This is a genomic window from Streptomyces sp. NPDC101151 (assembly GCF_044768335.1).
Taxonomy (GTDB): Bacteria; Actinomycetota; Actinomycetes; order Streptomycetales; family Streptomycetaceae; genus Streptomyces.
On the sequence record NZ_JBIWPP010000025.1, the window covers coordinates 118,663 to 135,354 of the forward strand.

The 16,692-nt window shown below is 72.1% G+C and carries 16 protein-coding genes and 3 pseudogenes; 8 read left to right on the forward strand and 11 right to left on the reverse strand.

Annotated features, from left to right (window positions below; translation table 11 throughout):
* The first annotated feature begins 25 nt into the window (after positions 1 to 25).
* The 3 genes from ACIRU3_RS33970 to ACIRU3_RS33980 all read left to right on the forward strand — a co-directional run bounded on the left by ACIRU3_RS33970 (position 26) and on the right by ACIRU3_RS33980 (position 3,533).
* On the forward strand, positions 26 to 1,036 hold the full coding sequence (locus tag ACIRU3_RS33970; protein ID WP_404064724.1) for a DUF3800 domain-containing protein: 1,011 nt from the start codon (positions 26 to 28) through the stop codon (positions 1,034 to 1,036).
* A 51-nt stretch (positions 1,037 to 1,087) separates the two neighbouring features.
* Positions 1,088 to 1,918 (forward strand): SAM-dependent methyltransferase, encoded by an 831-nt coding sequence (locus tag ACIRU3_RS33975; protein ID WP_404064677.1) that lies wholly within the window; start codon positions 1,088 to 1,090, stop codon positions 1,916 to 1,918.
* Positions 1,919 to 2,147: 229 nt separating this feature from the next.
* Complete coding sequence (locus ACIRU3_RS33980; RefSeq protein WP_404064680.1) at positions 2,148 to 3,533, forward strand: S1 family peptidase; 1,386 nt, start codon at positions 2,148 to 2,150, stop codon at positions 3,531 to 3,533.
* Between the two features lie 110 nt (positions 3,534 to 3,643).
* On the opposite strand, the gene ACIRU3_RS33985 is transcribed toward ACIRU3_RS33980, so the two are convergent.
* On the reverse strand, positions 3,644 to 3,829 hold the full coding sequence (locus ACIRU3_RS33985) for a hypothetical protein (RefSeq protein ID WP_404064683.1): 186 nt from the start codon (positions 3,827 to 3,829) through the stop codon (positions 3,644 to 3,646).
* Positions 3,830 to 3,928: 99 nt separating this feature from the next.
* Positions 3,929 to 5,077, reverse strand: coding sequence for an ROK family protein (locus tag ACIRU3_RS33990; RefSeq protein WP_404064685.1), 1,149 nt, complete (start codon positions 5,075 to 5,077; stop codon positions 3,929 to 3,931).
* A gap of 128 nt (positions 5,078 to 5,205) precedes the next feature.
* Between ACIRU3_RS33990 and ACIRU3_RS33995 the strand changes: the two genes are divergently transcribed.
* Positions 5,206 to 6,408, forward strand: coding sequence for a Gfo/Idh/MocA family protein (locus ACIRU3_RS33995; protein ID WP_404064687.1), 1,203 nt, complete (start codon positions 5,206 to 5,208; stop codon positions 6,406 to 6,408).
* 54 nt (positions 6,409 to 6,462) lie between these two features.
* Here the strand turns inward: ACIRU3_RS33995 and ACIRU3_RS34000 are convergent, their stop codons facing one another.
* Positions 6,463 to 7,158 (reverse strand): L,D-transpeptidase family protein, encoded by a 696-nt coding sequence (locus tag ACIRU3_RS34000; RefSeq protein ID WP_404064690.1) that lies wholly within the window; start codon positions 7,156 to 7,158, stop codon positions 6,463 to 6,465.
* 189 nt (positions 7,159 to 7,347) lie between these two features.
* Positions 7,348 to 8,745: a PLP-dependent aminotransferase family protein gene (locus ACIRU3_RS34005; protein WP_404064692.1), complete on the reverse strand. Its 1,398-nt coding sequence runs from the start codon at positions 8,743 to 8,745 to the stop codon at positions 7,348 to 7,350.
* A gap of 62 nt (positions 8,746 to 8,807) precedes the next feature.
* On the opposite strand from ACIRU3_RS34005, the gene ACIRU3_RS34010 reads away from it, so the two are divergent.
* Positions 8,808 to 10,199, forward strand: a complete 1,392-nt coding sequence (locus ACIRU3_RS34010) for a pyridoxal phosphate-dependent decarboxylase family protein (RefSeq protein WP_404064694.1) — start codon at positions 8,808 to 8,810, stop codon at positions 10,197 to 10,199.
* Positions 10,200 to 10,203: 4 nt separating this feature from the next.
* Here ACIRU3_RS34010 and ACIRU3_RS34015 read toward each other — a convergent pair.
* The 5 genes and pseudogenes from ACIRU3_RS34015 to ACIRU3_RS34035 form a co-directional block, all read right to left on the reverse strand.
* Positions 10,204 to 10,344: pseudogene (locus ACIRU3_RS34015) on the reverse strand (SDR family oxidoreductase); the annotation flags it as partial.
* A gap of 105 nt (positions 10,345 to 10,449) precedes the next feature.
* Entirely contained in the window at positions 10,450 to 11,364 is a 915-nt protein-coding gene (locus tag ACIRU3_RS34020; protein WP_404064727.1) for an SDR family oxidoreductase, read from the reverse strand.
* 116 nt (positions 11,365 to 11,480) lie between these two features.
* Positions 11,481 to 12,110 (reverse strand): MBL fold metallo-hydrolase, encoded by a 630-nt coding sequence (locus ACIRU3_RS34025; RefSeq protein ID WP_404064696.1) that lies wholly within the window; start codon positions 12,108 to 12,110, stop codon positions 11,481 to 11,483.
* The gene (locus tag ACIRU3_RS34030; RefSeq protein ID WP_404064697.1) at positions 12,110 to 13,198 is read right to left on the reverse strand and encodes an S-(hydroxymethyl)mycothiol dehydrogenase; all 1,089 of its coding nucleotides are present in this window, start codon (positions 13,196 to 13,198) and stop codon (positions 12,110 to 12,112) included. Before ACIRU3_RS34030 ends, ACIRU3_RS34025 begins: the two co-directional genes overlap by 1 nt.
* A gap of 235 nt (positions 13,199 to 13,433) precedes the next feature.
* A complete protein-coding gene (locus ACIRU3_RS34035) occupies positions 13,434 to 13,715 on the reverse strand; it encodes a hypothetical protein (RefSeq protein WP_404064700.1) in 282 nt (93 codons plus the stop codon).
* 172 nt (positions 13,716 to 13,887) lie between these two features.
* On the opposite strand from ACIRU3_RS34035, the gene ACIRU3_RS34040 reads away from it, so the two are divergent.
* Positions 13,888 to 14,253 carry a nuclear transport factor 2 family protein gene (locus tag ACIRU3_RS34040; RefSeq protein ID WP_404064702.1) on the forward strand — a complete coding sequence of 122 codons (366 nt, stop codon included), beginning with the start codon at positions 13,888 to 13,890 and terminating at the stop codon, positions 14,251 to 14,253.
* A 291-nt stretch (positions 14,254 to 14,544) separates the two neighbouring features.
* Positions 14,545 to 14,820, forward strand: a pseudogene (locus ACIRU3_RS34045) (bifunctional 5,10-methylene-tetrahydrofolate dehydrogenase/5,10-methylene-tetrahydrofolate cyclohydrolase); the annotation flags it as partial.
* On the opposite strand, the gene ACIRU3_RS34050 reads toward ACIRU3_RS34045, so the two are convergent.
* Positions 14,821 to 15,843 carry a CU044_5270 family protein gene (locus ACIRU3_RS34050; protein ID WP_404064704.1) on the reverse strand — a complete coding sequence of 341 codons (1,023 nt, stop codon included), beginning with the start codon at positions 15,841 to 15,843 and terminating at the stop codon, positions 14,821 to 14,823.
* Positions 15,836 to 16,399: an RNA polymerase sigma factor gene (locus ACIRU3_RS34055; RefSeq protein WP_404064706.1), complete on the reverse strand. Its 564-nt coding sequence runs from the start codon at positions 16,397 to 16,399 to the stop codon at positions 15,836 to 15,838. Before ACIRU3_RS34055 ends, ACIRU3_RS34050 begins: the two co-directional genes overlap by 8 nt.
* 49 nt (positions 16,400 to 16,448) lie before the next feature.
* Here ACIRU3_RS34055 and ACIRU3_RS34060 point away from each other — a divergent pair.
* Positions 16,449 to 16,692, forward strand: a pseudogene (locus tag ACIRU3_RS34060) (cytochrome ubiquinol oxidase subunit I); the annotation flags it as partial.

A 16,692-nucleotide genomic window follows, 5' to 3' on the forward strand; every position in this document is an offset into this window, starting at 1 on the left:
TGTGACCGGAAACGGGGCGAGCCGGATGACCGGGGCGTGCGGGGCGGCTCAGGACCGCTGCGTGGAGGTCGCCTGTGACGAGTCGGGCTCGGACGGGGAGAACCTCACCGGCGGGAACACGGATGTCTTCGCCCATGCGAGCGTGACGCTCCCGGTGGAGGGGGCCGAGGAGTGCGTGGCGGAGATCCGGCGCCGGATCCGGTCGCCTGCGGAGGAGTACAAGGCCAATCACCTGCTGCGGGAGAAGCACCGGGCGGTGCTGGAGTGGCTGCTGGACGAGGGCGGGCCGGTGCTCGGGCACGCGCGGGTGCACCTGACGGAGAAGGCGTTCTTCGTGGTGGACCGGGTGGTGGACCTGCTGCTCGGGGACGCGGCGCAGGCCCGGACGCTGTTCGTGCAGGGGCCGGGCACCTTCGGGGAACGGGAGTGGCGGGAGTTCCTGGAGGTGTCGAACCGGTTGCTGCGGGTCAGGAGCGTCGGGGAGCCGCCGGCGGATTCCTTCGCGCGGACCGTGGAGCGTCTGGGCCGGGCGCATGCGGGTACGGAGGCGGGGCGTACGCTGCTGCGGCTGTCCGGGGCCGGGCCGCGCGCGCAGGCCTACCGGGCCCGGCTGTCCCAGGAGCCGCCGCTGATCCCGGTGCTCAATCCGCTGCTGCCCGCGATCGTGCGGACCGCCGGGTACTGGAGCGCGGGCGGGTGTGCCGTATGTCTGGTGCACGACCGGCAGAACATGCTGACTCCGGAGCGGATCGCCTGGATCGAGGAGCGGGCGCGGCAGGAGGGGACAGGCCTCGCCGGGGTGCGGCTGGTGCACTCGAGGCTGGACGCCCGGGTGCAGATCGCCGACTTCCTCGCCGGGATCGCCCGCAGGATCGCCTCCGACGAGCTGGGCGGCCGCGGGGACCCGGCGCTCACCGCACGGCTGCGCCCGTTCGTGGGCGCGGAGTCGGTGTGGGGCGACGCGCACAGCTGGGCTCGGCTCGTTCCGGGCGCGGAAAACCGGGGACGGGCGGTGCCGGTCAACTCGGGCGTCTAGATTGCGTCTTGAACGACGCACCTCTCATCAGGCATCCAGGAGCTGACCCCCGTGACCGACAACCCGGCAGCGATCAACGACGTGGCCATGTCGCTGCGCGCCCGCATCAACACCAGCCAGCCGCACACGGCCCGGATCTGGAACTACTGGCTCGGCGGCAAGGACAACTACGAGGTCGACCGCGCGGCCGGCGACCAGATCCGCGGGCTCCACCCGGGTATCGGGGAGTACGCCCGCGCCGACCGGCTGTTCCTGGGGCGGGCGGTGCGCCATCTGGTCGGCGAGCTCGGCATCCGGCAGTTCCTGGACATCGGCACGGGGCTGCCCACCGCCGACAACACGCACGAGGTCGCGCAGCGCATCGCGCCGGATGCGCGGATCGTGTACGTCGACAACGACCCGCTGGTCCTCGCACACGCCCGTGCGCTGCTCACCAGTACGCCCGAGGGCCGGACCGACTACCTGGATGAGGACCTGCGCAACGTCGACGCGATCCTCGAACACGCGGCGAAGACTCTGGACTTCAGTGAGCCGGTGGCGCTGATCCTGCTCGGCGTGGTCATCTTCATCGGCGACGACGAGGACCCGTACGGCCTGGTACGGCAGTTGACGGACCGGCTGCCGTCCGGCAGCCATCTGGTGCTGTCGCACACCATCACCAGCCCGTCGATGCCGGACGTGGACGAGGCGGTCGCGTTCTGGAACGAGCACGGCACTCCGAAGCTGACGCAGCGCACGCCCGAGGACGTCGTCCGGTTCTTCGACGGTCTCGAGCTGCTGGAGCCGGGCGTGGTGTCCTGCTCGCGCTGGCGCCCGGAGGATGCCGAGGGGGCGGAGCCGGAGGAGGTCGCCATGTTCGGCGGGGTGGCGCGCAAGAACTGACGGTCGCGCGGGTGCCGGCGGCGCGCAGCCGGCGGACGGCATGTGCCGGACGCCGGCGCGCACCCGACGGACGGTGTGTGCGCGCCGGCGGCGCGGGTGAGCCGAGAAGAACGCCGCCGCCGGTGAACGCCGCCGGGCCGGGCCACGTACTCAGGGTCGGGCGCTCGACGAACGGAGGGCCCCGCGGTGCCGGCAAGGGCATCGCGCGTTCGGGGTTCGGGAGCCATGCATGAGGCACGCACGACGACGGGTCGTCCGGCGAGTGACACGGCTGGCGGCGGTCGGCGGACTCCTCCTGGGAGGCGGGATGGTCGCACAGGCGGCCATGGCGAGCGAGACTCCTGCGACGGCCGCCAGACCGCTTGCCTCGGCCGGGACGACCGGTGACACCGGCGCCGCTCTGGTCGCGCAGCTCGGCACGGCGCGGACCGCGGGCAGCTGGATCGGCACCGACGGACGTCCGGTCGTGGCGGTGACCGACTCCCGGGCGGCGCAGGCGGTGCGCCGGGCGGGGGCCGAGGCGAAGGTCGTGCCGCACAGTATGAACGAGCTCAAGTCGGCCACCAGCACGCTGCGTTCGGCACCCCGTGTCGCGGGCACCGCGTGGTCGGTCGACTACCGGACGAACCGGGTCGTGGTGCAGGCCGACCGCACGGTGTCGGCCTCCGACTGGTCGCGGATGACCCGAGTCGCCACGGGCATCGGCGGTTTCGTGCACATGGAGCGCACGAAGGGCGCCTTCACCACGCGGCTGAACGGGGCGCAGCCGATCCTGTCCACGGGCGGCCGCTGCTCGGCGGGATTCAATGTCACCGACGGGCGGAGCGACTTCATCCTCACCGCCGGCCACTGCGGGCCCTCCGGATCCATCTGGTTCGCCGACAACCAGGGCAACCAGCAGCTGGGCAAGACGGTCGACAGTGCCTTCCCCGGCAATGACTTCTCGCTCGTCCAGTACAACTCCGGCAAGGCCGGCGACGGCGCCGACGTGGTCGCGATCGGCGGTGGCAAGGGTGTGCGGATCACGGGTGCGGCCGATCCGGCGGTCGGGCAGCGGGTGTTCCGCAGCGGAAGCACCAGCGGGCTGCGCGACGGCCAGGTGAGTGCGCTGAACGCGACCGTGAACTACCCCGAGGGCACCGTGACCGGGCTCATCGAGACCAATGTGTGCGCCGAACCGGGCGACAGCGGCGGCCCGCTGTTCTCCGAGGGCATCGCGCTGGGTGTCACCTCGGGCGGCAGCGGCGACTGCAGGACCGGTGGAACGACGTTCTTCCAGCCGGTGACCAAGGCCATGGCGGCGCTGAACGTCCGGCTCCTCGTGTCGGCGCAGAACGCCGGCGGCGCCCAGGGCGCAGCGCCCTCCGCCGCGCCGTCCGCAGCGGGCTCGCAGGGTGGGGCCGCGCCGAGCGCGGCCTCGCCCGGGTCCTCGGCCCCGGTCACGGGCACGACGCAGGGCCAGACGCTGCTGGCGAAGCTCACGGACACCCGGAACGTGGGTCCCGGGCTGCTGGTGATCGCGGGCAGTCTGATCGCGCTCGTCGCGACCCGCTACATAAGGGCCGAGCAGGACCGCAAGGCGTACCAGCGGTACTACTCGGCGACGTGGGGCTGACGAGAGAGCGGTGAGGGCTTTCAGGCCCTCAGGTCTTGGGAGGTGCTACGAGAAGGGCACCCGTGTGCTCACGGGTGCCCGGACGGTGCGGCGGTGGCCCGTCGGCCGGTTCAGGCCGCTCGGCGCCGCTGCGGGGCCGCTTGGGCCCACTCCAACACGAGGCGCTGGTACTCCGCGCGCTGCTCGGTGTTCAGTGTCCCGCCCGACCGGCGCCACAGGGCCCTGATCTCCTCGTTGACCTCCGCGGCCGATCGCTCGGAGACGGCTTCAACAGTGGTGGACATGCTGTGAAGCATATGCCGGGCGAGGTGAAGGCGCTGTGAGTAAGTACACTTGATACGGACATTTCGGACCGTGTTACTCATCACGTCAATGTGTCAAGCGGTAGCGGGAGTTCACGCCTCGCCCGCACCGAGCACGAGAACCTGAATGGCCAACACCGCTGCGCCGCGTGCCCAGTCGTGGAAGTCGGAGACCTTGGTCTCCAGGCCGACCGGATCCGCCAGCGGATGCCGGTGGGCCGCGATGGTCTCCCGCACCGTGTCCCCCGCCACATCGAGGAGACCGACGCCCTCCCCGGCGAGCAGGATCTTCTGCGGCATCGCGAAGTTGGCGATCTGTGCGACCAGTGCGCCCAGGGCCCGGGCGGCCTCGTCGATCACCCGGGCTGCCATCGGCTCGCCCGCGGCGGCACGGGCGAGGATCTCCTCGTAGCCGGCGTCCCGGCCGGTGGCGGCGCGGATCTGGTAGCGGATGCTGGGGATGGTGAGCAGGGACACGGCGCTGCCGCGCCGGCCGTCCGGGGTGAGGGGGCCGTTGGGGTCGATGATCCAGTGCCGGCCGAAGCCGCGGTCCTCCTCGGCACAGGGCACCCGTTTGCCGCCGAGCACCAGCCCGTAGCCGAGTCCGGCGCCGATGGTGAGGACGACGAACCGGTCGAGTCCGCGCCCGGCGCCGAACCAGGTCTCGGCCTCGACGAGGGCTGCCACGTCGTTCTCCACGACCACCGGCAACCCGGTGCGCCGCTGGACCAGTTCGGCCAGGGGAACGTTCCGCCACTGCAGAAAGGGCGATTCGCCGACCACTGCGCGCTCCCGCACCAGTCCGCCCACGCCGATGCCGATGCCCGCGAGGGCGGGGTGGCGGGCGGCCAGTTCGGCGGCCATCCCGGCCAGCAGGTCCGCGACGCCCGCGGGGTCGTGGCCGGACAGCGGCCGGTCGAGGCGGGCGACGATGTCGCTGCGCAGGGTGGTGACGACGCCGTAGACCATGTCCTCGGTGATCTTGAAGCCGAGGAAGCGGCGCGACTCGGCGACGACATCCAGCGGCTGCGAGGGCCGGCCCTGGCGCACCTCCGCGGGGGCGCCCGCCTCGGCCACCTCCACCAGCAGGCGGGATTCGATCAGCGGCTTGGTCAGCCGGGTGAGGCTGCCCTGCGAGAGGTTCAGACGGCGCGCCAGCTCGGTGCGGGACAGCGGTCCGTGCACAAGGACCTCGATCGCCACGGAACGTTCCCCCGGGCTCAGCGGCAGCCAGCTGGTCATTCGAGCCGACCCTTCCGTTTCTTTTGGACTGGAAGCAACCAGGCCACTCTATCGGGATCGGACCCGACGCGAGGAACCGGATGCAAGCCCCTTGACGGCCTGATTCTTCTGCCACAAAAGTAAGGCGCATGACATTTTCGCTCGGCATCGTCGGGGCCGGCCAGTTCTCCGGTCAGTTCGCCACGCTGTTCCACGCCCACCCCGGCGTCGGCGACGTCCATGTCACCGACCTGCTGCCCGAGCGGGCCGAGCGGCTCGCCGTCGCCCAGGGGCTCGCGGGCACGTTCCCGTCGTACGAGGCGATGCTGGAGTCGCCGGCGGTCGACGCGGTCGCGATCTTCACCCAGCGCTGGACGCATGGCCCGCTGGTCCTGCAGGCCCTGAACGCGGGCAAGCACGTGTACTCGGCGGTGCCGATGGCGATCACCACCGAGGACATGGCAGCGATCATCGACGCGGTCCGTACGACCGGGCTGACGTACATGATGGGCGAGACCAGCCAGTACAACCCGGCGACCGTGCACGCCCGCAACCAGATCGCCGAGGGCGCCTTCGGGCGGCTGTTCTACGCCGAGGGGGACTACGTCCACGACATGGACCTCGGCTTCTACGATGCCTACCGGTACAGCGGCGGAGAGAACTGGAAGGCGACCGCCAGCTATCCCCCGCTGCTGTATCCGACGCACTCGGTGGGCGGGGTGCTGGGCGCCTGGCGGACACACGCGGTGAGCGTCTCCGCGATCGGGGTCGTGGACGAGCGGGGCGACGGTGTCTTCGACAAGGACGTCAGCCGGTTCGCCAACGACGTGTCCAACGCGACCGCGCTGTTCGAGGTCGCGGGTGGCGGCTCGTTCCGTACGAACGAGTTCCGGCGGGTCGGCTACCCCTCGCACATCCGCGAGTCCCGCTTCCGGTTCTTCGGCACGGAGGCGAGCATGGAGCAGCTGGCGACGGTGGCACTGTGGCAGGACAAGAACGGCGTGAAGGACATCAGCGAACTGCTGGAACCCAAACCGACCCTGTCCCCCGACGATCCCTCGCTGCAGCACATCGCGCCGGAACTGCGGGCCGCCTTCACCTCCGGGTCGGCTCCGGTGCACGACCGGTCGCGGCTGCCACGGGCGTTCGACCGTCTGCACAACGGCCACGAGGGCAGCCACCACTTCCTGGTGGACGACTTCGTGACCGCGGTCGCCACCCGCACACTGCCGACGGTGAACGCGTGGGTGGCGGCCCGCTACACCCTGCCGGGCGTCATCGCGCACGAGTCCGCGCGGCAGGGCGGGGTCCGGCTGCGGATCCCCGACTTCGGGGACGCCCCGGAGATTTGAGCCCTCAGTGGCTCGACACCGGGTGCCCGGGGCGGCTCAGGTCCCCGGGGCGGCTCAGGTGCCCGGCTTGCGGCCGTACACGAAGACGTCGTCGCCGTTCTTCAGCAGCGACCAGTACTTCTTGGCGTCCTTCGTGGTCATGTTGACGCAGCCGTGGGAGCCCGGCGGGTTCCACATGCTGAGGCCGACGGAGTGGAAGGCCTGGCCGCCGTCGAAGAACTGGCTGTAGGGCATCGGCACGTTGTAGATGTTCGAGACGTGGTCGATGTCCCGCCAGTAGATCTTCTTCAGGCCGGTCCGGGTCTCGTAGCCGTCACGGCCGGTGCGCACCGGCACGGGCCCGTAGACGAGCCTGTTGCCGTCCTGGACCCAGCTCAGCTGGAGCGTGAGGTTCACGCAGGCGATACGGCCCTTGTTCACCGGACACTTGCCGTCCTTGTTCGGGTTGTTCCCGACGGCCTTCTGCTTGTTCATCAGGTCCATCACGCCCCAGGTGACGGGGCCGGCGTAGCCGATGTTGGGCGTGATGCCGTGCTTGTTCTGGAAGGCCTGGATGGCCTTGCAGTCGGTGGAGGACTGCTTTCCGTCGACCGGCCGGCCGAGGAACTTCTCCACCTGCTTCTGGTACGGCCCCGCCTGCGTGGTGCAGCTCGCGGCCTGGGCCGGCGCCGCGGTGAAGGCGAGCGTGAGCGGCGCGATCAGTCCGGTGACGCCCAGCGCGACGGCACCTCGTCTACGTATGTCCCCCATGACGAATTCGTCCCCTTCTCCCCTTGTTCCCCGGGGCCTGCCCGGGTGGTCCTCTTCGCGATTCCCGCGGTCTCGGCCTACTAGACCTGCCGACCGGTCCGACGGTTGTGGTGCCGGCCAGGCTGTGACGAAACGGTGAACTTCGTCGCCGTACGGCCGCACAGCCGCACTGCCGCACACCGGTGCGGCCTAGGGGTGGGCGGGGTGCCCCGAGCACTCCCGCAACAGCCGCACCGCTCGCGTCAGCGTCTCCTCCGTCGCCGTGAACGGCATGCGCAGGTGCCGGGTGAGGGTGGTCCGGTCGGCGGCGAAGTGCGGGCCCGGGGTCACCGCGAGACCGTGTGCGGCGGCGCGGGCCGCGAGGTCGGCGGAGCCGTTGCCCTCCCCGAGACGCAGCCACATGGTCAGGCCGCCGTCCGGGACGGTGTACGTCCATCCGGTCGGGGCGAGCAGGCCGGCGAGGTGGTCGCGCTGGGCGCGCAGCCGGTCGCGGCGGTCCGCGAGGAGGTTCGGGAGCGGCCCGTCGAGGAGTTCGGCGGCGATGAGCTGTTCCAGCGGCGGCGCGGAGAGCTGAGCCTGCAGCGGTCGGAGCCGCAACTGTCGTACGAGGTCCGCGCTCGCCCGGATCCAGCCGACCCGCAGGCCGCTCCACAGGGTCTTGCTCGCCGAGCCGATCTGGATCACCCGGGCCCCGGTCAGGTGGGGTTCGGTGCCGGGCGGTGTCCTCAGGTCCAGGTCGCGCATGGTCTCGTCGGCGAGGACGGTCAGCCCGTACCGGTCGGCGAGTGAGGCGATCGTACGGCGCGTCGGCCGGTCCATGTGGGCGCCGGCCGGGTTGTGGAAGTCGGGGATGACGTAGGCGAGTCGGGGGCTGTGCCGGCGTACGGCGTCCGTGAGGCGGTCGGTGTCCCAGCCGTCGGCCGCGGTGACGGGGACGGGCAGCAGACGGGCCCGGCGGGCGCGCAGCACGGCGAGGGCACCGGGGTAGGTGGGGTTCTCCACGGCGACGGGTGACCGGCGGTCGGTGTGGAGGTGGTCCAGGAGCAGCGTGAGGGCGGCCTGGGCGCCTGCGGTGACGAGGATCTGGTCGGGGCGGGTGGCGAGGCCGGCCCGCGTGTAGCGGTCGGCGAGCAGCTCGCGCAGGCGGGGCAGACCCGCGCCGGTGACGCCGGAGTCGACCAGGAGGGCGGCGCTGCGGTCGGCGGCGCGGGCGAGCGCGGCGCGGTAGGCCTCGTGCGGTGCCGCGGTGACGGCGAGGGTGAGGTCGAGGTCGGCGTCCGGGGCGCCGCCGTGGTCCTGGGACCAGGGGGTGGTGCGCTCGGTGAGCCGGGCGGGCAGGCGGACGACGCTGCCGCTGCCGTGCCGGGTGGCGAGCCAGCCGTCCTCGCGCAGCAGGCTCAGCGCGGTGACGACCGTGCCGCGGCTGAGGTGCAGGGTGCGGGCGAGTTCCCGTTCCGAGGGCAGGCGGGTGCCGGCCGGGAGCCGTCCGTCGAGGACCGCCTCGCGCACCGCCGTGGCGAGGGAGCGGGCCAGGGGGCCGGGCCTGGTGCGCCAGGCGCCGAGGGCGGCGCCGAAACCTGAGGTCACTGGTCCAGTTTCACTCAAGTGGACCAGGCAGACGGCACCCGCCCGGGCCTACGCTGCGGCTCATGCACCAAAGACTCGCCGATGATCTCTCCCGGCTTCCCGAACTCCTGCAGTGCGCCCGTGACTTCGCCGCGCGTGAGGTGGCGGGCCTGGCCGCGCGGCCGGTCGCCGCACCCGGGCCGGCGCCCGGGCTGGCGCCCCTCCCGGACGAGGGAGCGGGCGGCGCGGGCGCCCTCGCGCGGTTCGCCGAGCAGTGGGCGCCGGGCTTCTCCGGCTCGGCCGGGCCGCGCTATCTGGGCTTCGTCACCGGCGGCGCGACTCCGGCCGCGGTCGCCGGGGACTGGCTGACGTCCGCGTTCGACCAGAACCTCTCCGGGGCGGGCGGCTCCTGGGCTGCGGAGCTGGAGCGGGAGACCGTGGCGTGGCTGCGCACGCTGTTCGGGCTGGGCGAGGCGCACAGCGGGGCGTTCGTGACCGGGGCGACGGTGTCGAACACGGTCGGGCTGGCGATCGCCCGCGAATGGCTCGGCGAGCGGCTCGGGGTGGACGTCTCCCGCGAGGGGGCCGCCGCACTCGGCCCGGTCGACGTGCTCTCCGGGAGTCCGCACTCCAGCGTGCCGAAGGCCCTGTCGGTGCTGGGCATCGGCCGGGACCGGCTGCTGCGCGTGCCGTTGCTGCCGGGCAACCGGGAGGCCGTGGACGTGGCCGCGCTGGAGGCGGCAATGGCGGGTCTGGGCGGACGGCCCGCCATCGTCGTCGCGAACGCGGGGACCGTGGACACCGTCGACTTCGACGATCTGCGGGCGATCGCCGCGCTGAAGGAGCGGTACGGCTTCTGGCTGCACGTGGACGCCGCGTTCGGCGGCTTCGCCGCCCTCTCCCCCGAGTACGCCGCTCTGGTCGACGGGCTCGACGCGGCCGACTCGGTCTGCGTGGACCTGCACAAGTGGCTCAACGTGCCCTACGACGCCGCCGTCCAGTTCACCCGCCGCCGTGACCTCCAGGTGGCGGTGTTCCGCAACGACTCGCCGTATCTGGGCCCGCCCGCCGGCGAGCCCGACTTCCTGCACCTCACCCCGGAGAACTCCCGGCGGCTGCGGGCCCTTCCGGCCTGGTTCTCCCTGGTGGCCTACGGCCGTGCCGGGCACCGCGAGATCGTCGAGCGGAACGTGGCTCTCGCCCGCCGGCTGGGCGAGGGGATCGACGCCCTGCCGGGCCTGCGCCTGCTGGCCCCGGTCCGGCTCAACGTCGTCTGCTTCACGCTGGCCGACGGCCTTCCCTCGCGGGACGGGGTGGACGCGCTGGCGCGGGCGGTCGCCGAGTCCGGGGAGGCGTTCCTGACGCCGACGGTGTACGGCGGGGTGCCCGCGCTGCGGGCCGCGTTCAGCAACTGGCGTACCACGCAGGCCGATACGCGCCGGGTCCTGGATGTGCTCGCGGCGGTCTCGGGCTGACGGCTCAGGGGTGCTGGAGGGCCGTGCGGAACGCGGTGTGCACGGCGGTGAGGCCGCCGTCGACGACGAGGGTGGTGCCGGTGATCCAGGCGGCGTCGGCGGAGGCGAGGAAGGTGATGGCGGCCGCGATGCCGCGGGCGGCGCCCGTGACGAGAACTCCCTGTCCTGCGAAGCGCTTGAGATCGGTCATGGGGTGACCGTAGGGCCGCGGCGATCACTGCGACAGGTGTCGTACGTCCGGCGCCGCACCTCAGCGGTATCCGGTCACGTCGGCCGGCTTGCCCGCGTCCTGCACCTCGACCAGATACCGCCAGGCGTCGGGCCGGCTGCCGTCGACGTCGGTGAAGCCGTAGACCTGGGCGAGGCCGCCGCTGGAGAGGGACTGCCCGTTGTGCCGGGCCGCATCGGGGTCGGCGGCCAGCGCGGCGACGGCGCGGCCGACGAAGCGCGGGGTCTCGGAGATCGCGAAGTGCGGTTCGCGGATCAGGCCGTCGCGCCAGTTGTCCTCACGGACGCCGTAGGCGTCGAGCATGATCTCCGAGCGCAGCCAGCCGGGGGTCAGGGCGACGGCGGTGGCGCCGCGCGGGCCGAGTTCATGGGCGAGCGCGAAGGCCATGCGGAGTACGGAGGCCTTGGCGAGGTCGTAGAAGAAGTTCACGCGGTAGGTGTCGCGGTTGTACGCGGCGGTGCCGTCGGTGACCTCCACGACCAGGCCGCCGGGCCGGCGCAGCAGGAGCGGCAGCGCGAAGTGGCTGGTGACGGCGTGCGTCTCGACGGCGAGCCGGAGCAGGCGGAGCCCGTTGTCGAGGTCGTGCTCCCACACCGGCGTGTCCCACTCGAAGAGTTTCTCGCCGCCCCAGATGTCGTTGACGAGGACGTCCAGGCGGCCCTGTTCGTCCGCGATGCGGTCCACGAGGGCCCGGACCGCGGATTTGTCCAGGTGGTCGACGGGGACGGCGATGCCGTGCCCTCCGGCCGCCGAGACGAGGTCGGCGGTGTCCTCGATGGTTTCGGGGCGGTCGTACTCGGAGCGGTGGGCGCGGGTGCTGCGTCCGGTGACGTAGACGGTGGCGCCGGCCGCGCCGAGTTCCACGGCGATGCCCCGTCCCGCGCCCCTGGTCGCCCCGGCGACCAGCGCCACCCTGCCCTGCAGCGCCTTCGACATGTCCGGCCTCCTGTTGCCCGTACGACTGCTGTCACGGTCCAGGGTGGCGGGAAAGCCGGACATCCTCTGTCACCTTTACCGGCGCAGCCTGTCGTCGGGCTTCTCCTCGGTGGGATTCAGTGGCCGCGTTCGATCCATTCCTCCAGGTGGGGTGCTTCGGCGCCGATGGTGGTCGCGTCGCCGTGTCCGGTGAGGACCTTGGTCTCCGGCGGGAGGGTGAGGAGCCGGTCGCGGACGGAGCCGATGATCGTCGGGAAGTGGGAGTACGAGCGTCCGGTGGCGCCGGGGCCACCCTTGAAGAGGGTGTCGCCGGTGAAGACGACGCCGAGGCCTGGGTCGTACAGGCAGACGGCGCCGGGTGCGTGGCCGGGGGTGTGCAGGACGGTGAGGTCGGCGCCGGCGGTCTCGAGGACCTGGCCGTCGGCCAGATGGCGGTCGGGCTCGCGGTCCGGGTGGGTGAGCTTCCACAGCGGCAGGTCGTCGGGGTGGAGCCAGATCGTGGCGCCGGTCAGGTCCGCGAGGGCGGGCGCGGCGTCGATGTGGTCGTTGTGGGCGTGGGTGCACACGATGGCGGTCAGCCGGCGGTCGGCGACCGCGTCGGCGATGGCCCGGGTGTCGTGGGCGGCGTCGATGACGATCACCGAGCGTTCGTCGCCGACGATCCACACGTTGTTCTCGACGTCCCAGGTGCCGCCGTCGAGGGTGAACTGCCCGGAGGTGACGAGGCGTTCGATGCGGGTGGTCATCACAGCACCACCACCGAGCGCAGCACGTCGCCGTGGTGCATCCGGTCGAACGCCTTCTCCACCTCGTCCAGTCGGACGGTCTCGGTGACGAAGGCGTCCAGTGGCAGGCGGCCCTGGAGGTGCAGGTCGATGAGCATCGGGAAGTCCCGGGAGGGCAGGCAGTCGCCGTACCAGCTGGACTTGAGCGCGCCGCCGCGTCCGAAGACGTCCAGCAACGGCAGGTCGAGTTTCATCTCGGGGGTGGGGACACCGACGAGGACGACGGTGCCGGCCAGGTCGCGGGCGTAGAAGGCCTGCTTGTACGTCTCGGGGCGGCCGACCGCCTCGATGACGACATCGGCGCCGAAGCCGCCGGTCAGCTCGCGGACGGCCTCGACCGGGTCGGTCTGCGTGGAGTTGACGGTGTGGGTGGCGCCCAGTGTGCGCGCCTGCTCCAGTTTGCGGTCGTCGATGTCCACGGCGATGATCCGCGCCGCGCCGGCGAGGCTGGATCCGGCGACGGCCGCGCCGCCGACGCCACCGCAGCCGATGACGGCGACGGAGTCGCCGCGGTCGACGCCGCCGGTGTTGATGGCGGCGCCGATGCCGGCCATCACGCCGCAGCCGAGCAGGCCGGCGACGGCCGGGGAGACGGCCGGGTCGACCTTGGTGCACTGTCCGGCCGCGACCAGCGTCTTGTCGGCGAAGGCGCCGATGCCGAGCGCCGGGGAGAGTTCCTGCCCGGTGGCGGCGAGGGTCATCTTCTGCTTCGCGTTGTGGGTGTTGAAGCAGTACCAGGGCCGGCCGCGCAGACAGGCCCGGCAACTGCCGCACACGGCACGCCAGTTGAGAATGACGAAGTCGCCGGGTGCCACATCGGTGACGCCCTCGCCGACCGACTCGACGATGCCGGAGGCCTCGTGCCCGAGCAGGAAGGGGAACTCGTCCGAGATTCCGCCCTGTTTGTAGTGCAGGTCGGTGTGACAGACCCCGCAGGCCTGGACGCGTACGACGGCTTCGCCGGGCCCCGGGTCGGGGACCACGATCGTCTCGATCCGTACGGGCTCGTCCTTCCCCGGTGCGATCACGCCGCGAACTTCCTGCGCCATGGCCTGGCCCCTTTTCCTCGATGTGCCGTCGAAACCGACCCTACGCGCGAGCGATCGGTGGCTGCACGGACCACGACGGCCACCGTGGATCTTTCGGCCGATGCCGTCGGTCCGCCGTGCGCAACAGGCGGGGCCCCGTCCGTTCGTGGCAGGCGGGGCCCGTCCCGCCGGACGGGAGGGGCCGGGCAGCCGTGAGGGCCGTCCCGGGCGGGACGGCCCTCGGGTCCACGGCGGATCAGGCCTTGACGGAGGGGAGGAGATCGGCCTGGTGCAGGCCGTTCAGCCGGTTCAGGTCACCGACCTGGTTCAGGGCGCGCATGCGCTCCGAGACCCGCGGGACCCGGGCCTGGTCCTGCGCGGGGATGCCGCTGGCGGCGAGCGAGTCCAGCGTGGCCATCGGGTTGATCTGCCCGGTGTTCGGTGTGCTCACCTCGGCCGCGTTCGCCAGCGGTGCGGCGAGGCCCGTGACACCGACGGCCAGACCGAGGGCTGCGACGATACGTCGTGTTGAGATCATGCCTTCAGCAACGGCGGTGGGCCCTGGTCGGACACGGTCGACGGGCGGCGCTCACCCGTGAGGTGGAGGACACCGCCTGCGCTTGCCGTCGTCGCCGGTGCGGAGGAGTCTCGAAGGTGGGGCCCGTGCGCCCGGCTCCCCGCCTGGCCGCGAGCGCCTGAAGGAGGTCACCATGGGCACCGCGACAGGCTCCGCCTTCGACACCGAGACCCTGCGCCGGGGCATAGAAGGAAACACCGGCAACACCCTGCTGGCCCTCTACGCGGACGACGCGAAGATCCGCATCATCGACCGCAACACCCAGCCCAGCCACCCCAAGGTCCTGCAGGGCCGGGGCGAGATAGCCGAGATGCTCGACGACGTCTACAGCCGCGACATGACACACAAGCTCGACCAGTGCGTCATCCAGGGCGACCACGCCGCCTTCACCGAGTCCTGCGAGTACGCGGACGGCACCCGTGTCCTCGCCGAGTCGATGATCACCCTGCGCGAAGGGAAGATCGCCGAACAGATCCTGATCCAGGCATGGGACGAGTAGGGAGAAAGGTCGCGAGAGTCCAGGTCACCGCCAGGCTGACCTGGACCTTCTCGGCCCGGGCGACGCTGGGGCGGGCGCGCTCCCGGCGGCCGGGACCGGTTTCCGCAGCAGGTCTGCAGGCCTCCGCCCTTCTTCTTCGGTCGGTGCTGCGAGCGGCGCGCCCTCACCCGTCTCCTGCGCTGCCGCACGGGGTTCGGACGCGGCATGCCAGGCGCCGGTGATCCGCGGGGCGGCCAACAGCACCTGGTTCTGCCGCTGGTTGGGGCCGGCGGGAACCAGGACATCGGTGCCGCTCGCACGCGGGACCTGCCGGCCGCGCTCCGCGAGGCGGACGTCGTGGTAGCCGCCGTGGGCCGCCCGCGCCTGATCCGGGGGCAGGACATCGAGCCGGGCGCGGTCGTCGTCGACGCCGGCTACAACACCGGCAACGTCGGCGACGTCGACTTCGACTCGGCCGTGGAGCGGGCCTCGCTGATCACGCCCGTGCCGGGCGGTGTCGGTCCGATGACGATCGCCTCCCTGCTGGAGCAGACCGTGACCGCCGCCGCCCGGCAGCTCGGGGTGTGATCAGCGCATCCAGGCGCTGTATCCCATGACGTCCCCGGCCTGCACACCGTACTCGGGGACGTCCTTGGTGAAGGTGGCCTCCATGCCGAGGACGGCGCCGGTGCGCGGTTCCAGGATCAGCATGCGCCGGATGCCGTCGGCGTCGTACACGTACGCCCGGCCGGGGCGGCCGAGTCGGTCGGTCACCTGCCCGGCCGGCCGCAGCCCCTCGGCCTTCGCGAACAGCCGGACGAGGGCCGCCGATTCGCGCGCACCCAGGGTCCAGTGGTCGAGCAGTTCCCCGACGGCGTCGAAGAGTTCGGTGGTGCTCAGCGGTGCCGTACTGCGGTCGACCTGCGGGCGGACGACCTCGGTGAGGTAGGCGCGCAGGCCCGCCGCGGTGTGCGGCGGGGTCCCCTCGGGCGGGGCGTCGCTCCACATCGGCGGGTACGTGGTCCGGCTGATCACATGGCCGTCTTCCACCTCCTGCCGATCGTCACCCTCGTCGGTGAGGACCGGGCGGCCCGGCCTGCGCGGGTCGGTCGCCACGACCAGTTCGGTGTGGCTGGAGTCCGCACGCCAGCGCACCACCCGCTCCTCGGGGACGGTGACGGGGGGCTTGTCGTCGCTCATGCCGAGGCTCCACGACTGCACGTGCGTGCCCTTGCGCAGGCCCGGTGAGCCGCCCGACGCGGCCGCATCGGCCAGGGCGACCATCTCCTTCAGGGGTACGGGCGTGGAGGGGACGTGGACGGTCAGCGGGCGCGGCGCGGCGACGGCCCGCTGCGTGCTCGAACCGCCGAGCACGGAGTTGACGGCGATCGCCAGGACGACGGTGATGGCCGCGATGCCCCAGGCCGGCCGGGTGCGCGGGGTACGACCGGGGAGCACCGGGAACAGCCGGAGGCGGCGCCGTGGGCGGTCCTCGCGCAGCAGCCGCTGGAGCCTTTCCTCCGCACGCCGGTCCAGCGGGCCCTCGCCGAAGTCGGGGCCGTCGGCAGGCACCGGGTCGGCGCGGCGCAGCAGTTCGAGTTCGTCAGCCATGTCGGTCGTCCTCGCAGGGGATCGCGTCGGCGGAGGCGGGCACGGCTGCCACAGCGGGCCGCATCCGGTCGATCTCGGCTCTGAGGCGGCGCCGTGCCCGGTGCAGGCGCATGGTCGCCGCCCGTGTGCCGCAGTCGAGGGCGACCGCGATCTCGTCGGCGCCGAGTTCCTCCCATGCGGCGAGGCGCAGGACCTCCTGGTCCGCCGGGGACAGCCGGCCGAGCGCCTCGTGCACCCAGGCGCCGGGGGCCTCCGCGTCGGGGCTGTCCACGATGTGCCGGCCGTGCGCGGCCTCGTCGTTGCCCAGCCGGTCCACCAGCCGGCGCCGGCGCCCGTAGCCGCGTACCGCGTTGGCCAGGCAGTTGCGTGCCACGCCGTACAGCCAGGGCAGCGGCGAAGCGGGCAGGTCGGCCCGGCGGCGCCAGGCGACCGTGAACACCTCCGCCACCACTTCCTCCACCTCGTCGGCCCGCCCCTGAAGTCGTCTGGCGACATAACGGCTGACCGCCCAGTAGTGCTCGCGATAGGCAGCGGCGAAGATCTCGTCGTTGCTCATGTCCGGTTCTTGTCCGGCACGCCCCGGATCGTCACACCCTTCTTCCGTGATGCTTGTCGCGCCGTCCGAGTGTGACCCACGGGCCGGGCGCGGACACAGGCCGGGCGTGAAGAAGATCAGAGACATCAGGGCCGTACGGTGGCTGACGACCACCGATCACAAGACGATCGGAACGCTCTACCTGGTCACCGCGTTCGGGTTCTTCCTGATCGGTGGCGTCATGGCGCTGCTGATGCGCGCCGAGCTGGCCCGGCCGGGTCTGCAGATCATGTCGAGCGAGCAGTTCAACCAGG

What these genes read in the sequence shown, in the direction of transcription:
- ACIRU3_RS34050 (WP_404064704.1), bottom strand. Translation starts at nt 15,843, where the DNA reads ATGGCTGACGAACTCGAACTGCTGCGCCGCGCCGACCCGGTGCCTGCC.
- ACIRU3_RS34055 (WP_404064706.1), bottom strand. Translation starts at nt 16,399, where the DNA reads ATGAGCAACGACGAGATCTTCGCCGCTGCCTATCGCGAGCACTACTGG.
- ACIRU3_RS33990 (WP_404064685.1), bottom strand. Translation starts at nt 5,077, where the DNA reads ATGACCAGCTGGCTGCCGCTGAGCCCGGGGGAACGTTCCGTGGCGATC.
- ACIRU3_RS34020 (WP_404064727.1), bottom strand. Translation starts at nt 11,364, where the DNA reads ATGTCGAAGGCGCTGCAGGGCAGGGTGGCGCTGGTCGCCGGGGCGACC.
- ACIRU3_RS34000 (WP_404064690.1), bottom strand. Translation starts at nt 7,158, where the DNA reads ATGGGGGACATACGTAGACGAGGTGCCGTCGCGCTGGGCGTCACCGGA.
- ACIRU3_RS33980 (WP_404064680.1), top strand. Translation starts at nt 2,148, where the DNA reads ATGAGGCACGCACGACGACGGGTCGTCCGGCGAGTGACACGGCTGGCG.
- ACIRU3_RS34030 (WP_404064697.1), bottom strand. Translation starts at nt 13,198, where the DNA reads ATGGCGCAGGAAGTTCGCGGCGTGATCGCACCGGGGAAGGACGAGCCC.
- ACIRU3_RS34040 (WP_404064702.1), top strand. Translation starts at nt 13,888, where the DNA reads ATGGGCACCGCGACAGGCTCCGCCTTCGACACCGAGACCCTGCGCCGG.
- ACIRU3_RS33970 (WP_404064724.1), top strand. Translation starts at nt 26, where the DNA reads ATGACCGGGGCGTGCGGGGCGGCTCAGGACCGCTGCGTGGAGGTCGCC.
- ACIRU3_RS34010 (WP_404064694.1), top strand. Translation starts at nt 8,808, where the DNA reads ATGCACCAAAGACTCGCCGATGATCTCTCCCGGCTTCCCGAACTCCTG.
- ACIRU3_RS33995 (WP_404064687.1), top strand. Translation starts at nt 5,206, where the DNA reads ATGACATTTTCGCTCGGCATCGTCGGGGCCGGCCAGTTCTCCGGTCAG.
- ACIRU3_RS34035 (WP_404064700.1), bottom strand. Translation starts at nt 13,715, where the DNA reads ATGATCTCAACACGACGTATCGTCGCAGCCCTCGGTCTGGCCGTCGGT.
- ACIRU3_RS33985 (WP_404064683.1), bottom strand. Translation starts at nt 3,829, where the DNA reads ATGCTTCACAGCATGTCCACCACTGTTGAAGCCGTCTCCGAGCGATCG.
- ACIRU3_RS34025 (WP_404064696.1), bottom strand. Translation starts at nt 12,110, where the DNA reads ATGACCACCCGCATCGAACGCCTCGTCACCTCCGGGCAGTTCACCCTC.